This window comes from Pseudarthrobacter oxydans (assembly GCF_030812335.1).
GTDB classification, from domain to species: domain Bacteria; phylum Actinomycetota; class Actinomycetes; order Actinomycetales; family Micrococcaceae; genus Arthrobacter; species Arthrobacter oxydans_B.
The window spans coordinates 15365-35461 of record NZ_JAUSSN010000008.1 but is presented as its reverse complement, the minus strand read 5'-3'; the positions used below and the strand labels follow the sequence as shown (position 1 = coordinate 35461).

Annotated in this window: 17 protein-coding genes and 2 riboswitches; of the genes, 4 read left to right on the top strand and 13 right to left on the bottom strand. The window is 67.8% G+C overall.

Going from position 1 to position 20097, the window contains the following annotated elements; translation table 11 throughout:
• Nucleotides 1-21: 21 nt before the first annotated feature.
• The 5 genes from groL to J2W14_RS13940 all read right to left on the bottom strand — a co-directional run bounded on the left by groL (nt 22) and on the right by J2W14_RS13940 (nt 4773).
• Nucleotides 22-1659, bottom strand: coding sequence for a chaperonin GroEL (groL, locus tag J2W14_RS13960; RefSeq protein ID WP_160667642.1), 1638 nt, complete (start codon nt 1657-1659; stop codon nt 22-24).
• Between the two features lie 319 nt (nt 1660-1978).
• Nucleotides 1979-3241, bottom strand: a complete 1263-nt coding sequence (locus J2W14_RS13955; RefSeq protein ID WP_307463952.1) for an ABC transporter substrate-binding protein — start codon at nt 3239-3241, stop codon at nt 1979-1981.
• A 95-nt stretch (nt 3242-3336) separates the two neighbouring features.
• The gene (locus J2W14_RS13950) at nt 3337-3543 is read right to left on the bottom strand and encodes a cold-shock protein (RefSeq protein WP_282382031.1); all 207 of its coding nucleotides are present in this window, start codon (nt 3541-3543) and stop codon (nt 3337-3339) included.
• Between the two features lie 192 nt (nt 3544-3735).
• Nucleotides 3736-4374 (bottom strand): LytR C-terminal domain-containing protein, encoded by a 639-nt coding sequence (locus tag J2W14_RS13945; protein WP_307463497.1) that lies wholly within the window; start codon nt 4372-4374, stop codon nt 3736-3738.
• Nucleotides 4375-4455: 81 nt separating this feature from the next.
• A complete protein-coding gene (locus tag J2W14_RS13940) occupies nt 4456-4773 on the bottom strand; it encodes a DUF3263 domain-containing protein (protein WP_307463950.1) in 318 nt (105 codons plus the stop codon).
• A gap of 104 nt (nt 4774-4877) precedes the next feature.
• Here J2W14_RS13940 and J2W14_RS13935 point away from each other — a divergent pair, with 104 nt between their 5' ends.
• Together J2W14_RS13935 and J2W14_RS13930 are read left to right on the top strand one after the other, a co-directional pair.
• Nucleotides 4878-5663: a uracil-DNA glycosylase gene (locus J2W14_RS13935; RefSeq protein WP_307463495.1), complete on the top strand. Its 786-nt coding sequence runs from the start codon at nt 4878-4880 to the stop codon at nt 5661-5663.
• A 107-nt stretch (nt 5664-5770) separates the two neighbouring features.
• A complete protein-coding gene (locus J2W14_RS13930) occupies nt 5771-6610 on the top strand; it encodes a siderophore-interacting protein (protein ID WP_307463493.1) in 840 nt (279 codons plus the stop codon).
• Between the two features lie 139 nt (nt 6611-6749).
• Here J2W14_RS13930 and J2W14_RS13925 read toward each other — a convergent pair whose 3' ends face one another.
• Both J2W14_RS13925 and J2W14_RS13920 read right to left on the bottom strand, forming a co-directional pair.
• A complete protein-coding gene (locus tag J2W14_RS13925; RefSeq protein ID WP_307463490.1) occupies nt 6750-8246 on the bottom strand; it encodes a threonine/serine ThrE exporter family protein in 1497 nt (498 codons plus the stop codon).
• 31 nt (nt 8247-8277) lie between these two features.
• Nucleotides 8278-9366 carry a lipid II:glycine glycyltransferase FemX gene (locus tag J2W14_RS13920; protein ID WP_307463489.1) on the bottom strand — a complete coding sequence of 363 codons (1089 nt, stop codon included), beginning with the start codon at nt 9364-9366 and terminating at the stop codon, nt 8278-8280.
• Between the two features lie 100 nt (nt 9367-9466).
• Here J2W14_RS13920 and J2W14_RS13915 point away from each other — a divergent pair, with 100 nt between their 5' ends.
• A complete protein-coding gene (locus tag J2W14_RS13915; protein WP_307463485.1) occupies nt 9467-10021 on the top strand; it encodes a TspO/MBR family protein in 555 nt (184 codons plus the stop codon).
• Between the two features lies 1 nt (nt 10022).
• Here the strand turns inward: J2W14_RS13915 and J2W14_RS13910 are convergent, their stop codons facing one another.
• From J2W14_RS13910 to J2W14_RS13885, 6 genes are all read right to left on the bottom strand, one after another.
• Nucleotides 10023-11435, bottom strand: a complete 1413-nt coding sequence (locus J2W14_RS13910) for an L-serine ammonia-lyase (protein WP_307463482.1) — start codon at nt 11433-11435, stop codon at nt 10023-10025.
• Nucleotides 11436-11600: 165 nt separating this feature from the next.
• Nucleotides 11601-12923: a serine hydroxymethyltransferase gene (gene glyA, locus J2W14_RS13905; protein ID WP_307463480.1), complete on the bottom strand. Its 1323-nt coding sequence runs from the start codon at nt 12921-12923 to the stop codon at nt 11601-11603.
• Nucleotides 12920-13315 carry a glycine cleavage system protein GcvH gene (gcvH, locus tag J2W14_RS13900; RefSeq protein WP_307463479.1) on the bottom strand — a complete coding sequence of 132 codons (396 nt, stop codon included), beginning with the start codon at nt 13313-13315 and terminating at the stop codon, nt 12920-12922. Before gcvH ends, glyA begins: the two co-directional genes overlap by 4 nt.
• Nucleotides 13316-13364: 49 nt before the next feature.
• A complete protein-coding gene (gene gcvT / locus J2W14_RS13895) occupies nt 13365-14513 on the bottom strand; it encodes a glycine cleavage system aminomethyltransferase GcvT (RefSeq protein ID WP_307463478.1) in 1149 nt (382 codons plus the stop codon).
• A gap of 12 nt (nt 14514-14525) precedes the next feature.
• A complete protein-coding gene (gene gcvP / locus J2W14_RS13890) occupies nt 14526-17435 on the bottom strand; it encodes an aminomethyl-transferring glycine dehydrogenase (protein ID WP_370871300.1) in 2910 nt (969 codons plus the stop codon).
• Nucleotides 17436-17474: 39 nt separating this feature from the next.
• Nucleotides 17475-17591: riboswitch (glycine riboswitch) on the bottom strand.
• A 1-nt stretch (nt 17592) separates the two neighbouring features.
• Nucleotides 17593-17691, bottom strand: a riboswitch (glycine riboswitch).
• Nucleotides 17692-17800: 109 nt separating this feature from the next.
• Nucleotides 17801-18340 carry a TetR/AcrR family transcriptional regulator gene (locus J2W14_RS13885; RefSeq protein WP_307463474.1) on the bottom strand — a complete coding sequence of 180 codons (540 nt, stop codon included), beginning with the start codon at nt 18338-18340 and terminating at the stop codon, nt 17801-17803.
• Between the two features lie 199 nt (nt 18341-18539).
• Between J2W14_RS13885 and J2W14_RS13880 the strand changes: the two genes are divergently transcribed.
• Nucleotides 18540-20093 carry an MFS transporter gene (locus J2W14_RS13880; protein ID WP_370871311.1) on the top strand — a complete coding sequence of 518 codons (1554 nt, stop codon included), beginning with the start codon at nt 18540-18542 and terminating at the stop codon, nt 20091-20093.
• Nucleotides 20094-20097: the final 4 nt, after the last annotated feature.

Below are 20097 nucleotides of genomic sequence, written 5' to 3'. Positions count from 1 at the left end.
CCGGCGCCGGAAGCCGGGTGGTTAGAAACCGCCCATGCCTCCCATGCCGCCCATGTCGTCGCCGCCGCCCATGGCCGGGGAGTTCTTCTCCGGCTTGTCGGCCACAACGGCCTCGGTGGTGAGGAACAGGCCGGCAATGGAAGCCGCGTTCTGCAGGGCAGAGCGGGTGACCTTGACCGGGTCGTTGATCCCGGCAGCCAGCAGGTCGACGTATTCGCCGGTTGCTGCGTTCAGGCCGTGGCCTGCAGGCAGGCCGCGGACCTTGTCGACGACAACGCCGGGCTCGAGGCCGGCGTTGAAGGCGATCTGCTTCAGCGGGGCGTCGATGGCAACGCGCACGATGTTCGCACCGGTTGCCTCGTCGCCTTCGAGCTGCAGGTTGGCGAATGCCTTGGCACCGGCCTGGATCAGGGCAACGCCACCGCCGGCGACGATGCCCTCTTCAACAGCAGCCTTGGCGTTGCGGACAGCGTCCTCAATGCGGTGCTTGCGTTCCTTGAGCTCGACCTCGGTTGCGGCACCGGCCTTGATGACTGCAACGCCGCCGGCCAGCTTGGCCAGGCGTTCCTGCAGCTTCTCGCGGTCGTAATCCGAATCGGAGTTCTCGATTTCGGCGCGGATCTGGGAAACGCGGCCGGCAATCTGGTCAGCGTCGCCTGCACCCTCGACGATGGTGGTCTCGTCCTTGGTCACGACGACCTTGCGGGCGCGGCCCAGGAGTTCGAGTCCGGCGGTCTCAAGCTTGAGGCCGACTTCCTCGGAGATGACCTGGCCACCGGTGAGGATGGCGATGTCGGCGAGCTGCGCCTTGCGGCGGTCGCCGAAGCCCGGAGCCTTGACGGCGACGGACTTGAAGGTGCCACGGATCTTGTTGACGATCAGGGTGGCCAGGGCCTCGCCCTCGATGTCTTCGGCGATGATCAGCAGCGGCTTGGAGGACTGCATGACCTTCTCGAGGACAGCAACCAGTTCCTTGACGTTGGAGATCTTCGAGTTGACGATCAGGATGTACGGATCCTCGAGGACCGTTTCCTGGCGCTCAGCGTCGGTGACGAAGTAAGCGGAGATGTAGCCCTTGTCGAAGCGCATGCCCTCGGTGAGTTCCAGCTCGAGGCCGAACGTGTTCGACTCCTCGACGGTGATGACGCCTTCCTTGCCGACCTTATCCAGGGCTTCGGCAATCAGGGCGCCAATCTCGTTGTCACCGGCAGAGATCGACGCGGTGGCGGCAATCTCTTCCTTGGTTTCGATTTCCTTGGCGGAGGCCAGGAGCTCGCGGGTGACAGCTTCGACAGCCTTCTCGATACCGCGCTTGAGGGACAGGGGATCAGCGCCGGCCGCGACGTTGCGCAGGCCTTCCTTGACCAGGGCCTGAGCCAGCACGGTGGCAGTGGTGGTACCGTCGCCGGCGACGTCATCCGTCTTCTTGGCAACTTCCTTGACCAGCTCGGCGCCGATCTTCTCGTAAGGATCGTCCAGCTCGATCTCCTTGGCGATGGAAACACCATCGTTGGTGATCGTGGGGGCGCCCCACTTCTTTTCGAGGACGACGTTGCGTCCACGCGGGCCGAGGGTGACCTTGACGGCGTCGGCGAGGATGTTCAGGCCCCGCTCAAGACCGCGGCGTGCCTCTTCATCAAATGCAATGATCTTGGCCATAACGGCAGTAGTCCTTTCGGGACAGTCGTTAAGAATGAACCTTTGCTGCGGTGCCCGCGACGGACGATCCTTGCCCTGCGGCCTCTGTATGCCGCCGGGCCAGGGATCTCACCCCAGCCAGGTGTTTCTTTCGCTCCCGGAGGCGGCTGCTGCAACTTCGCGGCCGGGCGAACCGGGCGTCGTTTTAGCAGTCAATACGCGGGAGTGCTAACTCAATAATTAGCACTCCCCCGGGGAGAGTGCAAGCAGTGCGCTCGACGGAACGCCCTGCATCGGCCCGCTGGCGGTGCTCCGGCACGACGCAATACGCTACGGGCGATTAACTCCCGTTGCTGCTGGCCGTCTCGCTGCCGCTCATGGTTGCCGTGTTGTCCGCCCCGTACGTGTAGACGACGTAGTTGGCGGAGCTGATATCACCGTTGGCATCGAAGCCGATCCGCCCGGATTCGCCGTCGTAGTCGGGCTGCTTTCCGGCCCGGAGGACGTCGAGGCACTCCTGGTAGCTCTTGCAGACCGCGGCTTCGCCGGAGGGCCCGGAGCCGCCGGACGCCTGGACCTTGCCGCCGGAGACGGCGATCAGGCTGGCCGCAACGGAGGCTCCGGCGTCGTCCTCCGCCGCAGCGGCCGCAACGGCGGCGAGGTTGACGGCGTCGTACGTCTCAGCGGCAAAGGTCATGTCCGCCAGCGCGGGATCCACGGACACCAGTTCGCCCTGGAAGTGCGCGGAGGCAAAGGTCCCGGGCAGGATTCCCCGGGCACCGCTGAGGGCGCTGGAGCCGAGGCCTGAGCCGTACTGGTTGACCGCACCGTCGCTGAGGATGAGCTTCGTTCCAGCAACGCCGGCGTTGTTCAGCTCGGCAATGGCGCCCTGCGCCCCGGTCCGTGAGACCAGCACGACGGCGTCGGGAGCCGCCGCCTTCACGGCAGCGGCCGCCTGCTGGGCCTGGCCCGGGACGAACCCCACGACAGCGACGGATCCGAGGCCGGACTGCTGGGCGGCGGCGGCGACCGCGGTGGACACGTCCTTGCCGTAGCTGCCTTCCTCGTACACCACGGCGAGGGTGGAGGCACCGCTGTCCTTGGCGAGCTTGACCAGCACGGGGGCCTGCGCAATGTCGGCTGCCGAGGTCCGGAAATAGAAGCCGCCGCTCTCATAGCTGCTGAGCCCGCGGGCGGCGTTCGCGGGGGAAATGATGGCGATCCTGGCGTTGGCGAGGACATCGATGGCGGCGGGCGCCCGGCTCGAGTCCGTCGGGCCAATGACGACGTCGGCTTTGGCGGCCACCAGCGCTTTGGCCTGCGTTGCGGTGTCCGTGCTGACGGTCTCCGGGAGCAGCTCCACCGGTTTTCCTTTGTGGCCGCCGGCGGCGTTTATTTCCTTCACGGCAAGCTTTGCGGCGGCCAGCTGGGGGGCGTTGAGGAAGCTCTGCGGACCGGTGTTGTCAAGGATCAGCCCGATGCGCAGGGTGCCGTCACCGCTCGCGTCCGCCTGCCCCACGCGGGCGCCGCCCGTAGGGGCCAGGCACGCGGTTGTGGCCAGGGCAGCAGCTGCGGCCACGGCGACGGCGCGGCCGATCCGCAGGGCCGCAGCCCGGCGCTGGAGAGTGCTGCCGGGAGCCCTTCGAGCGGCGGCCTTGTCGGCAGCTTCCTGCGGCGCGTGCGCTGCGGCGGCGAAAGTCACTGGACGGGCCGGACGCTTTCGGCCTGCGGGCCTTTTTCGCCCTCGCCGACCTCAAGTTCCACACGCTGCCCCTCATCCAGGGCACGGTAGCCCTCCCCCGCGATGGCAGACCAGTGCACAAAGACATCGGCCCCGGAGCTGTCCACGGTGATGAACCCGTAGCCTTTCTCGGCGTTGAACCATTTGACGGTTCCCAATGCCATGGTGTCCACACTTTCAGTTGACTGGCGGGCTGCCCACCACAATGTGGGCCGCGGACTGCGTGACGCAGAATGCAAGGATGCAAACGCAGGATGCAACACAGTCCGCAATTACTGTACCCACAGCCCCGTGCCGGAGCGCAGGGCGGGGTCGGGTCAGGCGGTCAATAGTTATTCAGGCGTAACCGGAACGGACTACTGGAAACCTGGCGCCAGGACAACAACGAGCGGGAGCTGGAATTCGGCCGAGTCCACGACGGTCGGGATGCCCAGGAGTTTGCCAAGGGCTTCGGCATTGCTCTTCTGCGCGGCACCGCTGTAGAAAATGACGGAACGCTGCTGGGGCGCACCACCCCAGTTTCCGAGTGCGCCGATCGTCCAGCCGGCGGTGGAGACGGTTCCGCCCACGCGGTTGGCCAGTCCCGCGGTGGAGGTGCCGTTGAAGACCGCTACGGGCTGGGTCTTGTCGACGACGGCAGCCGCGGAGGGGGTGGCGGACACGGAGGGCGCTGCGCTTGCCTCCGGGCTCACCGGGGCCGGGCTGGTCGGCTGGGGGCTGGTCGGCTCCGGGGTGGAGGTCGTGGGTGCGGGTGACGCGGAGGCGCTGCTGCCGACCTGCTCGGCCGAGACGGCCATCGTCTCGCCGGCGGAGGAGAATCCCAGCTTCGGCAGAATCAGGAAAGCCACGAGGCCGACGGCCAATGCCGCGGCGCCGACGGCCAGGATGGACCCCAGGCGGCGGCGTCGGCGGGTTTCGGCGACGGCCCGGTGGACACCCTGGCGTGTGGAGGTCTCCGGGACCCGATCAAATTCATCCCGAGCGTATTTGGTCATGGTAAAAACGACGTCCTTGCTGATTTCTGACGATGTGCCCACGCCGGCGTCCGCGCGGGAATCCGCGCTTCCGGCTGTGCTTTACGCGTCTGAGCCCAAGCGGCGAGCAGTGCGCGCACGTTGGCGTGACGTACGTAGTCTACGCAATCTCTTCACGAGCATGGGATCGTGGGCCAGCGCATCCTCGGTGTCGATGAGGGCGTTCAGGAGTTGGTAGTAGTGCGTCGCGGAGAGGTCGAAGAGCTCGCGGATGGCTTGTTCCTTGGCGCCGGCGTATTTCCACCACTGCCGTTCCAGCGCCAGCATCTGCTGGTCCCGGCTGCCCAACGGCGACTCTGGCCTCGTCCCGGCGGCGACAGAATCCGCCGTCGAAAGGTGCTCCTGCGCTTGTTCGGCCACGACACACTCCTGCTTGCGGTACGGCTGGATCCGGTGAAAATTCTTCACCCATGTTACGGGCGAATAACAGTGTTGTCATTCGCCACCCTGCGAGAATGAGCCCTGTGCCTACCTCCGACTCCCTTGACTCCGATGCCCTGTTCGAGCTGGAGCCCGCCGCAACCCCGTCCGTGGGCTTCGCCGAACTTGCCGGCCTGCCGTTGCCTGAGCTCTTGGCTGCCGGCTGGGCCGGGGCGCTGGCCCCGGTCGAGGGGAAGTTGCGCGAGGTCCTGTCGTTCCTGGGCCAGGAAGTCGCCGAGGGCCGCGAGGTGCTGCCGTCGCCGTCGAACGTGCTGCGGGCGTTCCGGCGGCCGCTGGCGGACGTCCGGGTTCTGATCGTGGGCCAGGATCCGTATCCGACGCCCGGCCATGCCGTCGGGCTGTCGTTCGCCGTCGACGGCGCCACCCGGCCCATCCCGCGCAGCCTCGCGAATATCTACAAGGAACTCGAGGCCGATCTGGGACTGCCGCCGCGGATCCACGGCGACCTCAGCGGCTGGGCGGACCAGGGGGTGCTGCTGCTGAACAGGGTCCTCAGCGTCCGGGCCGGGGAGGCCGGATCGCACCGGAACAAAGGGTGGGAAGCCATCACGGCGGCGGCCATCAGCGCGGTGGCGGACCGCGTCAGCGCCGACGGCTCCCCCGCGCCGCTCGTGGCGATCCTGTGGGGCCGCGACGCCGGGACCGTCCGGCCGCTGCTGGGCTCCACACCCGTGATCTCCAGCGCCCATCCGAGTCCGCTCTCGGCCTCGCGGGGATTCTTCGGCTCCCGTCCGTTCAGCCGTGCCAACACGCTGCTTCAGGAGCAAGGCGACGGCACGGTGGACTGGGAACTTCCTCCGCTCCCCTAGCAGGCTTCACGGTCGGGGTTCGGGGTTGGCAGTCGGGGTTGGCAGTCGGGCTTCACAGTCAGGGTTCCGCCCAGGGTTGTTGGCGGTTGTTGGCTAGGCTTGGCTTCATGACCTCAGTCCCCGCAGCCACCTCGGCCACCCGGAAATCCCGCCCGCAGACCAACCTCACCGTCCTGCGCCGCGAACAGCTCTCTCCGCACATGGTCCGGATCATTGCCGGCGGGCCGGGCTTCGCAGACTACGTGAACAACTCCTTCGTGGACCGTTACGTCAAGATCGTGTTCCCGCAGCCCGGGATCGACTACCCGGAACCGCTGGACCTCTGGGAAGTCCGGGAGTCCATGCCGCGGGATCAGTGGCCGCACACCCGGACCTACACCGTCCGCTGGGTCGACGAGGCGGCCGGCGAAGTCGCCATCGACTTCGTGATCCACGGCGATGAGGGCCTCGCGGGACCGTGGGCCGCGTCCGCGCGGCCCGGCGACGCCCTGACCTTCACCGGTCCCGGCGGCGGATACAACCCGGATCCGGCCGCGGACTGGTACCTCTTCGCGGGCGACGAGTCCGCCCTGCCGGCCATCGGCGCCTCGATCGAATCACTGCCGGAGGATGCCCGCGGTCTCGCCTTCCTCGAGGTGGACGGCGACGCGGACGTCCAGGCCATCTCCGCGCCGGCAGGTGTGGAACTGCGCTGGCTCCTGCGCGGCGGTGTGCCTGCGGGGGCCAGTGGACTGCTGGTCAGCGCGGTGCGCGACGCCATCTGGCCGGAGGGCCGCGTGCAGGTCTTTGCGCACGGCGAGCGCGGCTACATGAAGAGCCTGCGGGAGGTGCTCTACGCGCAGCGCGGGCTGCAGCGCTCCCAGGTTTCGCTCTCCGGCTACTGGGCGATGGGCCGGGTGGAGGACGACTTCCAGGCCGAGAAAAAGCTGCCCATCGGGGAGATCTAACAGCACGATCTGGCCAGGTGCCGCGGGGTTTCCCCACCTTTGCCATCACAACGGCGGGGCTCGCCGGCCCGGCGGTCCGCCACGCCGTCGGGACCCGGCAAAGGTGGGGAAACCCGGCGGCGCAGGGTGCAAAGGAGACCTAGCGGCGCCGGGCCCGCCGTCGTTCGTTGCTGGCCAGGCCGCGCGTCAGGGGCCGGGCGAGGGTGTCACCGAGGACGATGCCGGCCGCGACCCCCATCACGATGGCCCCGGCATTGAGCATGCCCCCGGCTCCCAGCAGGACATCCGATTCCTCAATCGTCAATACATACATGGACCGGAATATGGTAAGTCCGGGCAGCAGGATCAGCGCTGCCGGAACGGCCACCACCAGCTGCGGGGCGCCCATCCGCAGGGCGAGCACGCGGGCCAGCAGGCCGATGGCGACGGCAGCCAGGGCGGGTGCGAACCGCGGCCCGATGCCCGCGGCTTCACCGCCGATGAGGACCAGGTAGCCGATGACGCCCACGGCCGCGGTGGGAAGCAGCAGCGCCCAGCTCGTCTGTTCGGTGATTCCGATCGCGACGACCGCGATGGCAATCATGATGCCCACGGCCCACCATGGATACGCCGGAGGGAATGTTTCCGTAACGTCGATCGACTCCATCCCGGTCATGTCCCCGACCACGAAGCCGACGGCGATGCCGGCCACGAGCGCGCCGAAGGTCAGCATGGTGGAGACGAACCGGCCGGCCGCCGTGACCGGGAAGCCGTTGATCGCATCCTGCACCGAGGAGACGAGCCGTCCGGTGGGCAGGAGCAGCAGGATGCCGCCGACCACCACGATGGCGGGAGGTATCTGGATTCCTACCAGGCCGCCGAAACGCCATAACAGCAGGGCGATGAAGGTGACCAGGAAGGAACACGCGGCGGTGACGAAGAAGTCCGGGGTGCGCCAGCGCGACAGTTTTCGGGCCAGCAGGCTGACCAGGAGGTTGGACAGGAAGGCGACGGCTGAGGCGCCCGGGCCGCCACCGAGCACCCCGACGAAGACGGCGGAGAACACCCCGAAGGCCGCCGTGACCATCCAGCGCGGGAAAGGCTTGGAACTGTGCGTGATTTCCTCGAGCCGGCGCACAGCCTCCTCGCGTCCGACCCCGCCGGCGACGATGTCCGTGACCAGCTGGTGCACCTTGGCCAGGCCCGCGTAGTTGTTGGTCCAGGACCGCACGACCCGGAGCAGGGTGATGGGCGTCTGGTCCTTGGGGGCGTAGTTGATGGCCACGGACTGGTTGGTGATGTCCACTTCGATGTGTTTGAGTCCCAGCGCGGCCGTGATGGCGATGATGCTGGTTTCCACTTCGAGGGCGCCGGCGCCGTACCGAAACATCGACTCGGCCAGGTGCAGCGCGAAGTCGATCGTCTTGCGGGCAGAGGTGTCCACCCCGCCCACCTGGATCATCGGGTTGGCGTAGGGGCTGCCGGCCAGACGGTCCACGATGCTCATCGGGGCGGTCGGCGGGTTCTCGCCCTGGACCAGCCGGCGCAGCATCCGCTTGGCAGCGGCGTTCTGGCGCACCTGGGTGGCCGACATCGGCTCGGTCCTGGGCAGTGGGTCTGTGTGCGGCCTGAGGCGGCCGTCGGGTTCCTTGGTCATTCCGGCGTCCTTAATTTCCGTGGCTGCCGGTCTAGTAGAACTGCTGGCCCGTGCGGCGGGTGTAGAGCTGGCGGGCAACGCGTTCCCCCGCGGCCATCCAGACCTTGTACTTCAGCGGGTTCAGCACCTGGTCATAGCAGCCGACAAAGTCGGTCACGGTCTTGCTGAAGCTGGTCTTGAACAGACCCAGTCCGTGGAACGGGTTGGACGTGTCCTTGAGCTGGTCGCTGGGGGGCGTGCCGCAGAAGTCGTATTCGGTGCAGCCGAGGTCCTTGAGCTGGTTGATGGCTGTCCACTGCACCAGGTGGGAGTCGCCGTACTGGCCGCGTTTCTGCAGCGAGCCGCCGTCCTTATACGTGCCCTTGCGGCCGTAGTTGATGACGAAGGCTCCGACGGAGGGCACACCGTCCTCGTAAACGAAGAGCAGCCTACCCTGGCCGCGGCTGATGAAATTGGTCCAGAACTGGCGGTAGTACTCGTACTCGCGGACCCGGACCTGGGACTTGGCTTCCACGGTGGTGGTCATCAGCGCGTACATCGCGCGGAAGTTTTCCTCGGTAGGTTCCACGTTGTGGACCGCTACGTCCTCGCGGATGGCGCGCCGGACGGCATTGCGGCCGCGCGAGTGCAGGTTGCGCAGCAGCTGGTTCTGGTCCGGGGAGATGTCGAGCAGGGCCGTGGAGTCGTTGGGCTGCAGGTTGTGGGTCTTGACCAGCCCGGCGCCTTCGATCACTCGCCTGGCCTCCGCGGAGAGCACGATGTCCGGTTCGATCTTGATGGCGAAGACGCCCAGCCGGGCGCGCTTGACGAACTCGGCGTTGGCCGCGGCGATGCCGGGGATGTCCTCGACCGAAGCGACATCCGGGCCCTTGATCAGGTACCAGAGCTTGCCCAGGAGCGGGAAGGACTTCTCCAGGATCAGGTTGTAGCTCGAGTAGTCGGCCGTCTCGTACACGAGGTGAAGGGGCTTCCAGCCGAAGTGCTGCTTGACCTCGGCGAAGGCTTCCGATTGCAGGAGATTGCCGCCATTGGGGTTCGCGGTGACGTGGGCGTCCCAATTAGCGATCTCTTCGGCAGAGGCGAAGCGGGCGGTGAATTCACGCAAGGGTGCGGCGTCCAATCATTACGGTACGAGCGTCGGCGGCATGCAGACATGCAGGGTCAAGTCTATCCGCCCGGGCCCCTGTTCCCGCCCCGGACGCAGCCGCTACGCTGGAAGCATGCCGCCTGATCAGCAATCGTTAGCCGCAGGATCCGGAAGCCAGGAACACGCGCCCTCAAAGCTCGCGCTGGGACCCCAGTTGCTGGGACTGCTCGCCTTCCTCGCGGCCTCCGCCGTAGTGGCGGGACTGGGCGGACTGGCCACGGCCAACAACGTCGACGGCTGGTATGCCACCGCCGACAAGGCGCCGTGGTCGCCGCCGAACTGGGTGTTCGGGCCGGTCTGGACGGTCCTCTACACCGCGATGGCCGTCGCGGCCTGGCTGGTCTGGAGGAGCCGGGCGGAAGGGACCAGACCCGCCCTCACCGCCTACGCCGTCCAGCTCGTGCTGAACCTGCTGTGGACGCCGGTCTTCTTCGGCCTGTACCCGGTGCTCGGCACCCCGGCCCTGTGGATCGCCTTTGTCATCATTGTGGCCCTGGCGGTGGCCGTGTCCGTCACCGTCCTGTACTTCGGACCGATCAGCCGCGCGGCGGGGCTCCTGCTGCTGCCCTACCTCGCCTGGATTGTGTTCGCCTCGTCGCTGAACTTCTGGGCTGCGGTCTACAACTGATTCAGCATTCCACCACGTTCACGGCGAGCCCGCCCATCGCGGTCTCCTTGTACTTGGAGCTCATGTCACGGCCGGTTTCCCGCATGGTGACGATGACCTCGTCGAGGGACACCCGGTGCGAGCCGTCGCCCCACAGCGCCATCTTGGCGGCGTTGATGGCCTTGGCCGCCGCGATGGCGTTGCGTTCGATGCAGGGGATCTGCACGAGCCCGCCGATCGGGTCGCAGGTCAGGCCGAGGTTGTGCTCCATCGCGATTTCCGCGGCGTTCTCCACCTGCTGGGGCGTACCGCCCATGACTTCGGCCAGGCCCGCGGCCGCCATCGACGACGCCGAGCCCACCTCGCCCTGGCAGCCGACCTCCGCGCCGGAGATCGAGGCCTGTTCCTTGTACAGCACCCCGATGGCGGCGGCGGTCAGCAGGAACTTGACCACAACGTCGTCGCGGTCCTGCTGGGTGGCCTTGTCCATGCCCGGCGCGAAGTGCAGGGCGTAGTAGAGCACCGCGGGGATGATGCCGGCTGCGCCGTTCGTCGGGGCGGTGACCACGCGGCCGCCCGAGGCGTTTTCCTCGTTCACGGCCAGGGCGATCAGGTTCACCCATTCCTGCCAGTATTTCGGGTCCCGGAAGTCCGGGGCCTGGCCGCGGGTTTCCTTCATGAGGCGCTCGTGCCAGTCGGGCGCACGGCGGCGGACCTTGAGCCCGCCGGGCAGCAGTCCCTCGCGCTTGAGGCTGACCTCGACGCAGCTTTCCATCACGGAGTAGATATGCAGCAGGCCTTCGCGGATCTCCGCCTCGGTCCGGGAGGCGCGCTCGTTGACGAACATGATCTCGCCGATCGAGAGGCCTTTGGACTGGCAGCGGCCCAGCAGTTCCGCGGCGGTGCGGAAAGGCAGCGGCAGTTCCTTCTTGGATTCGTCGAGCTCCTTGAGCGCCGCGTCCTCCTCGCCCTCGCGGACGATGAAGCCGCCGCCGACGGAGAAGAAAGTGGCGGCGTGCAGGACTTCGCCGTCGGCACCGGAGACGGTGAACGTCATGCCGTTGGTGTGCCGCGGGAGGATGGTCAGGGGGCGCAGGATCATGTCCTTCACGCCGTAGGGCAGCGGGACGGAGCCTGCCAGCTGCAGTTTCCCGGTCTCGGCAATCGTGGCGAGCCGTTCCTCCACTTCCTCGGGGAGGATCAGCTCGGGGTGGAAGCCTTCCAGGCCGAGCAGGATGGCGGTCATGGTGCCGTGTCCGTGCCCGGTGGCGGCGAGGGAGCCGTAGAGGTCAACCCGCAGCGAGGCCACCCGCTCCAGCACACCGGAGGCCTTGAGTTCCCCGGCGAACACCGCCGCGGCCCGCATGGGGCCCACCGTGTGTGAACTGGAGGGCCCTATTCCGATGGAAAAAAGGTCGAAGACTCCAACGGCCATTGTTGTTCCTAACTAGCTAACTGTGGCCCGGCAGATGGTCCTGCCGGAAGGCGGTGCGGCCGCCGCGTGGCGGCGGTTCCCCCGGATGCACGACGCCGGGCGGCAGCTTGTGGCGGCGGCCCGGCGTCGTGATCTGTGCTGCTTCTACTATCTGTATTACGGCCCTTAGGCGAGGTTGGCAACCGAGGGGTAGAGCGGGTGGGCGGCGGCGAGGGCCTCCACCCGGGAGCGCAGACCGGACAGGTCCGTGCCGGCGTCGGCGATCAGTGCCTCCGCGATGATGTCGGCGACTTCAGCGAACGCCGCCTCGCCGAACCCGCGGGTGGCCAGCGCGGGGGTGCCGATGCGCAGCCCCGAGGTGACCATCGGCGGGCGGGGGTCGAACGGCACGGCGTTGCGGTTGACGGTGATGTCGATTTCCGCGAGGCGGTCCTCGGCCTGCTGGCCGTTCAGCTCGCAGTTGCGCAGGTCCACGAGGACCAGGTGCACGTCGGTGCCGCCGGAGATGACGTTGATGCCCTTGGCGGTGACGTCGGGCTGGACGAGCCGTTCGGCGAGGATCCGCGCTCCGGCCAGGACACGCTCCTGGCGTTCCTTGAACTCAGGGGACGCGGCGATTTTGAAGGCCACGGCCTTGCCCGCGATCACGTGTTCCAGCGGGCCGCCCTGCTGGCCGGGGAACACTGCCGAGTTGATCTTCTTGGCGATGTCGGCGTCGTTGGAGAGGATGATGCCGCCGCGCGGACCGGCGAGGGTCTTGTGCGTGGTGGAGGTGGTGACGTGGGCGTGCGGCACCGGGGAGGGGTGCAGCCCGGCGGCGACGAGCCCGGCGAAGTGGGCCATGTCCACCATCAGGTAGGCGCCCACGGAATCGGCGATCCGGCGGAACTCGGCGAAGTCCAGCTGCCGGGCGTAGGCCGACCAGCCGGCGACGATCAGCTGCGGCTTGTGCTCCTGGGCCAGGCGCTCCACCTCGGCCATGTCGATCCGGTGGTCGTCCTCGCGGACCTGGTACGGGATCACGTTGTACAGGCGGCCGGAGAAGTTGATCTTCATGCCGTGCGTGAGGTGACCGCCGTGCGCCAGGTTCAGGCCCATGATGGTGTCGCCCGGACGGATCAGGGCGTGCATGACGGAGGCGTTGGCCTGCGCTCCGGAGTGCGGCTGGACGTTGGCGTACTCGGCGCCGAACAGGGCCTTGACGCGGTCGATCGCGAGCTGTTCGACCACGTCAACGTGCTCGCAGCCGCCGTAGTAGCGCTTGCCCGGGTAACCCTCGGCGTACTTGTTGGTGAGCACGGAACCCTGCGCCTGCATGACGGCCTTGGCGGTGTGGTTCTCCGAGGCGATCATTTCCAGGCCGTCCCGCTGGCGGGTCAGCTCGGCGTCGATCTTCGCGGCGATCTCCGGGTCCAGGGCGGACAGTTCGGCGTCCAGGCTCGGGGAAATTACCTGCTCAAACACGGCGGTGCCTGCGGCCGCGCTCACAGCTCGCCGCCGTTCTTGGACGCGTATTCCTGGGCGGAGAGCAGCGGGCCCTCTGATTCGGCGGCGACCTTGAAGAGCCAGCCGGCACCGTAGGGGTCGCTGTTGATCAGCGCGGGGTCCTCGACGACGGCCGGGTTGGTTTCGGTGACCTCGCCGGTGACGGGGGCATACAGGTCCGAGACGGACTTGGTGGACTCGACCTCGCCGCAGGTCTCGCCCGCGGTCACCATGGCGCCGACCTCGGGCAGGTCCACGTAGACGATGTCGCCGAGGGCGTCCGTGGCGACCGCCGAGATGCCGATGGACACGATGTTGGATCCGGCGTCGCCGGAGTCCCGTGCAACCCACTCGTGCTCGTCGGAGTACTGCAGTTCAGGGGCAACTCTTGCCATGTGTTTTTGTCCTAAGTCTTGGAGTGGTCGTTGGAGCTAAATCTAGGGGCTACTTTTGGCGCTTGTAGAACGGCAGGGCGACCACTTCGAAGGGTTCGGCCTTGCCGCGGAGATCGATGTCCAGGGCTGTGCCGGGTTCTGTTAACTCGACGTCGACGTAGGCCATTGCGACCGGGTAGCCCAGCGTCGGGCTGGGCTGGCCGGAGGTGACTTCACCGACGGTGTTGCCGTCCTTCAGGACCGGGTAGTGGCCGCGGCCGGCCCGGCGGCCGAGGCCCTTGAGCCCGACCAGCTTGCGGCCCGCGGTGGTGCCTGCGCCGGCTTCCTTCATGGCGGCGAGGGCAGCCTTGCCGACGAAGTCGCCTTCCTTGGAGAGCGCCACGACCGGGCCCAGCCCGGCGGCGAAGGGGTCGCCGTCGAGGGAGAGCTCGTTGCCGTAGAGCGGCATCCCGGCCTCGAGCCGGAGCGAGTCGCGGGACGCGAGTCCGGCGGGGGTCAGTTCGCCGTCCTCGGCGATGGCCACGAGCGCCTGCCAGAGGGCGGCGGCGTCGTCGTTCGCGACGAAGATCTCGAAGCCGTCCTCACCGGTGTAGCCGGTGCGGGCGAGCAGGAGCTCCTGGCTGGTGCCGCCGAACATAAAGGGGACGTCGACGGCGGCGTAGTACTTCAGACCGGTGACGAGGTCGTGCTGCGCGGCCGGAACGAGGCGCAGCAGGATCTCCTGGGCTTTGGGGCCCTGCACGGCGATCAGCGAGGTTCCGGCGGAGGCGTCCTCAACGGTGACGTCGAAGCCGCCCGCCTTGCCGGAACTGGCCCGCTCGGCGAGCGCCGCGGCCACGACCTTGGCGTTGCCGGCGTTGGGGACCACCAGGAATTTCTGGTCGCCGCGGCGGTAGGTGATGAGGTCGTCGATGATGCCGCCGTCCTCGTTGCAGATCAGCGAGTATTTGGCCTTGCCGACCGCCATCGCGGAGATCTTGCCGACCAGGGCGTAGTCCAGGAAGGCCGCGGACTCGGGGCCGGTGACCCAGACTTCGCCCATGTGGGAGAGGTCGTAGAGGCCCGCGGACTTGCGGACGGCGTGGTGCTCGGCCAGTTCGGAGCTGTACTTGAGCGGCATCTGCCAGCCGCCGAAATCGGTGAAGGAGGCGCCGAGCTTCTTGTGCTCTTCGTAAAGTGCCGTGTAGTTCTCAGTCATCGGTGGCTGTCCCTAGTTGTGAGAGTCGGAGTTGGCGGAGTCATCGGAGTGGACTGCTGTGTCTTCTTCGAAGGCTTCGAGGGGTGGGCAGGAACAGATCAGGTTGCGGTCCCCGGCGGCGCCGTCGATCCGGCCGACCGGCGGGAAGTACTTGTCCTGCTTGAGCGTGTGGACCGGAAAAACGGCCTGCTCACGCGGGTACTCGCGGGCCCAGTCGCTGCTGATGACGGCTGCGGCGGTGTGCGGGGAGTTGCGCAGCGGGCTGTGCTCGACGGTGAAGTCGCCGTGCGCCACCTGGTCGATCTCGGCGCGGATGGAGATCATGGCCGTGATGAAGCGGTCAATCTCGCCGATGTCCTCGGACTCGGTGGGCTCGACCATCAGGGTGCCGGCCACCGGGAACGCCAGGGTGGGGGCGTGGAAGCCGTAGTCGATCAGGCGCTTGGCGACGTCCTCGGCGGTCACGCCGGTCTTGGCCGTGAGTTCGCGCAGGTCCAGGATGCACTCGTGGGCCACGAGTCCGCCTTCGCCGGTGTAGAGCACCGGGAAGAAGTCGTTCAGGCGGGCCGCGATGTAGTTGGCGGCGAGCAGGGCTGACTTGGTGGCCTCGGTGAGGCCCTGGCCGCCCATGAGCTTCACGTAGGCCCAGGAGATCGGCAGCACGCCGGCCGAGCCGTAGCGCGATGCGGAGATCGGGGTCCCGCTTTCGCCGTTGGCCGGATCGGCGGCGTTCCCCGGCATGAACGGTGCCAGGTGCGCCTTGGCCGCGACCGGGCCGACGCCGGGGCCGCCGCCGCCGTGCGGGATGCAGAAGGTCTTGTGCAGGTTCAGGTGCGAGACGTCGCCGCCGAACAGGCCCGGCTGGGCCAGCCCGACGAGGGCGTTGAGGTTGGCGCCGTCGATGTAGACCTGGCCGCCGGCGGCGTGGATGGCGTCGCAGACCTCGCGGACGTCGGCGTCGAACACCCCGTGGGTGGAGGGGTAGGTGATCATGATCGCGGACAGCGCGTCCTTGTGCATCTCGATCTTGGCCTGCAGGTCGGCGTGGTCGATCGTGCCGTTGGCGGCGGTGGCCACAACGACAACTTTCATCCCGGCCAGCACCGCCGAGGCGGCGTTGGTGCCGTGCGCGGAGGCCGGGATCAGGCAGACATTGCGCTGGGCATCACCGCGGGAACGGTGGTAGCCGCGGATGGCCAGCAGGCCGGCGAGCTCGCCCTGCGACCCGGCATTGGGCTGGATGGAGACCTGGTCGTAGCCGGTGATCTCGGTCAGCTGGGACTCGAGGTCCTCAATCAGTTCGCGCCAGCCGGCGGTCTGGGATTCCGGGGCGAAGGGGTGGATGGAGGCGAACTCCGGCCAGGAGATGGCTTCCATTTCGGCCGTGGCGTTCAGCTTCATCGTGCACGAACCCAGCGGGATCATGGTGCGGTCCAGGGCCAGGTCGCGGTCCGAGAGGCGGCGGATGTAGCGCAGCAGCTGGGTCTCGGAGCGGTGCGTGTTGAACACCGGGTGCTGCAGGAAGTCCGAGGTGCGCTCGACGGCGGCATCCAGCGCGAAGGCATCCACTGAATCCACCACAGCGGCGCCGAACGCGGCGACGACGTCGGCGACGATGGCCGCCGTCGTCGCCTCATCGGCGGAGATGCCGACGGTGTCAGCGTCGATGCCGCGCAGGTTGATGCCCTTGGCCTCGGCGGCGGCGATGAACTCCGCGGCCTTGCCGGGGACCGAGACGGTCACGGTGTCGAAGAAACTGGTGTGCAGCACGTCCAGGCCGGCGGCCTTCAGCGAGGCGGCGATGGTCCTGGCGTGGCCGTGCGTGGTCTCGGCGATGGCCTTCAGGCCGTCCGGGCCGTGGTAGACGGCGTAGAAGGAGGACACGATCGCCAGCAGGGCCTGCGCGGTGCAGATGTTGGAGGTGGCCTTCTCGCGGCGGATGTGCTGCTCGCGGGTCTGGAGGGCCAGGCGGTAGGCCGGGACGCCGGCGTTGTCCTTGGAGACGCCGACGAGACGGCCGGGCATGGACCGCTCGAGGCCCTTCTGGACCGCCATGTAGGCGGCGTGCGGGCCGCCGAAGAACAGCGGGACGCCGAAACGCTGCGCGGAGCCGACGGCGATGTCGGCGCCCTGCTCACCGGGAGGGGTGATGAGGGTCAGTGACAGGAGGTCCGCGGCGACCGTGACGAGGGCGCCGCGTTCCTTGGCGTCGGCGATCACGGCCGTGTGGTCAAACACGCGGCCGGAGGCGCCGGGCTGCTGCAGGACAACGCCGTTGATGACGCCCTCGGGCAGTCCCTTGGAAAGATCGGCGACCTCGACCTCGAAGCCGAGCGCCTCGGCGCGGCCCCTGACGATCGCGATGGTCTGCGGCAGGCAGTCGGCGTCGAGGACGGTCTTGCCGTCGTGCGCCGTCTTGTTCTTGTTGGCCCGGCGCATCATCAGCACGGCCTCGGCGACGGCAGTGGCTTCGTCCAGCAGCGAGGCGTTGGCGATGGGCAGGCCGACGAGGTCCTGGACCATGGTCTGGAAGTTCAGCAGCGCCTCGAGCCGGCCCTGGGAGATTTCCGGCTGGTACGGGGTGTAGGCCGTGTACCAGGCCGGGGCTTCGAGGATGTTGCGGCGGATGACGGGCGGAGTGAGGGTGTCGTAGTAGCCCTGCCCGATCATCTGGACGGCGGTTTTGTTCTTCGCGGCGAGCTTGCGCAGCTCGGTGAGGACCTCTACTTCGCTGAGCGCCTGGCCGAGGGCCAGCGCGGAGTCCTGCCGGATGTCCTTCGGGACGGCCGTGTCCACCAGCGCATCGACGGTGTCGTAGCCGACAGCCTTCAGCATGGCGTCGACGTCGGCCTGGCGGCGGGCGCCGATATGCCGGTCAACGAAGGACGTGGAGGCTGAGGTAACAGTCACAAGGAACTCCATAACTAAGGCGGCGCAGGGTACGCCACATTGATTCGGGTTCCTCCCCGCTCTGTATTGGACCTGAGAGTTTCCGCGCAGCCGTGCTCTCGCATGGCTCCGCTTGCACCGTCGGTGAGCACAGCATGTCAAAAGACAGCCTGCTACTTTCCAGAGTTGCCTTGCCGCGGCGGTACGTGGGCCTGAGAGATTCCTGGGGAGGGTTTGCTCCTACGGCGCCTGCTTGTACCTACTTGCAGAACTCTCCCGCCGCAGATCAAAGGCATATTAAATTTGCGTGACAACAGTCACAGCCCCTATTGTCCTATGCCCGGCCCGCGTCCGCAAACTAGTGACGCGCCAGCACCGCCGCCTCGGGTTCAGCCGGCTTACCCGCGGAGCCGCTCGAGGGCAGTGAGCAGGCTTTCGACGTCGGGGCCGACCTCCGGGAGCGACCCGCCCGGGCCGCGGGCCAGCATGGCGTTGAAGTACAGCCCGTCGCCCATGTACAGGACCGGCTTGGCCATGGCGGGCCCGACGTCGGCCGCCAGCAGTTCCAGCCAGCTGGCCTGGACCGCGGCCATCCGGCGCAGGGTTTCCTGGTGGGCCACTTCAGCCAGCCGCGTGGCGGCCACGAAGACCCGGTCCAGCGGTGTGTCCGCCCACACCGAGGACTTGATGAAAAACGCCGCGGCGCCTTCCGGCGCAGCGGCCATGGCGGCGAGGTCCTCGGCGAGCAGCCGGTCCAGCCGCTCCAGCAGGACGGCAATCATCGACTCCTTATTGGGGAAGTGGTAGAGCAGCCCGCCCTTGGAGACGCCGGCCAGCCGGGCGACGGCATCCAGCGTCGCGGCACGTTCACCCTCTTCGATGAGCAGGGATTCGAAGGCGTCAAGGACGGCTTCGCGGGCGACGGGTTTTCTTGCCATGGTTCCAATCATGCCCCGCGGCGAGGACGGGTCTTAACGGTCGGTTTCTTAACTGTACCGTCCAGACGGTATAGTTATCATCATGAGCAACACATCGATCACCCGCAGCAGCACCGGAACCGGCGGCAACCTCGCCGCCGGAACGTCGAACACAGCGCCCCGCGCGCCGTGGCGCGACTGGCTGGCGCTGGCACTGCTGATGTTTCCCGTGCTGCTCGTGGCCGTCGACAACACGGCCCTGACGTTCGCGCTGCCGGCCATCGCGCGCAGCCTCGATGCCTCGGGCGTGGAACTGCTCTGGATTGTCGATGCCTATCCCCTGGTCCTCGCCGGTCTCCTCGTGGCGATGGGCAGCCTCGGCGACAGGATCGGCCGCCGCCGGCTGCTTTTCATCGGCAGCACCGGCTTCGCCGCCGTCTCGGCGGTCACGGCCTTTGCCCCCAGCGCCGAGTGGCTGATCGCCGGCCGTGCCGGGCTGGGGTTCTTCGGCGCCATGCTGATGCCCTCCACGCTGTCCCTGATCCGCAACATCTTCCCCGAGCCCAACCGGCGCCGGCTGGCCGTGGCCATCTGGGCCGCCGGTTTCTCCGGCGGTGCCGCGCTGGGCCCGATCTTCGGCGGCTGGCTGGTGGAGCACTTCTGGTGGGGCGCGGTGCTTCTGGTGGCCGTGCCGATCATCCTGCCGCTGCTGGTCCTGGGCCCGGCCCTGATCCCGGAATCCCGCGACCCGAACCCGGGCCGGGTGGACGTACCCAGCATCGTCTTGTCCCTACTGGTCATGGTGCCGGTCGTCTACGGCATCAAGATCCTGGCCACACACGGCCCGGCACTGGAACCGCTGGCCGCCATCGGCTTCGGCCTGCTGATGGGGTACGTCTTCATCAGGCGGCAGCGGCTCCTGGCATCCGGCCTCTCGCAGGCAGTCCGCTCCCCGGGCAGCCGCCTGCAGGACTCCGCGGCACCGGACAGCGCGCGGGCAGCAAACCGGACCGCTCCCCTGCTGGACCTCAGCCTCTTCGGCAACCGGGTCTTCAGCACCGCCATCATCGCCAACGTGCTGGCACTGTTCTCCTTCAACGGCTTCATCCTGTTCCTGGCCCAGCACCTGCAGCTGATCGAGGGGCAGTCCCCCTCGGAATCCGGCATCGCCATGGTCCCCGCACTGATCGCGACCGTCCTGGCCGGCCTGCTGGTGGTGCCGCTGGTGAAGAAGGTCCGCCCTGGTTTTGTGGTCGCGGGCGGGCTGCTCCTGAGCGCCGGCGGCTACTTCCTTGTGGCCTTCGGCGACCACGGCAACGGCCCGGCGCTGCTGCTGGCGGCCCTGCTGGTGCTGTGCCTCGGCGTCGGCGCCGCGGAGACCATCTCCAACGACCTGATCCTCGGTGCCGCCCCGGCGGAGAAGTCCGGGGCGGCGGCCGCAATTTCCGAGACCGGCTACGAAATCGGTTCCCTGCTGGGCACGGCCATCCTCGGCTCCATCCTGACGGCTTCCTACCAGGGCAATCTGCTGCTTCCCGCCGGCGTCGAGGACGCCGCACCGGCTGAGGCGTCAGCCCAGGCGGGCGAGACGCTCGCCGGGGCCGTGGAACTGGCGCAGGCCCTCCCGGGACCGCTGGCGGAGGCCGTGATGACCGCCGCCCGGACCGCGTTCGATTCAGGCGTCCACATCACGGCCACGATTGCGCTCGTGCTCATGGCCGGGGCATCGGTGCTCGCCGCCGTCGTCCTCAGGAAGGTGCCGACCGCCAAATAGCCAG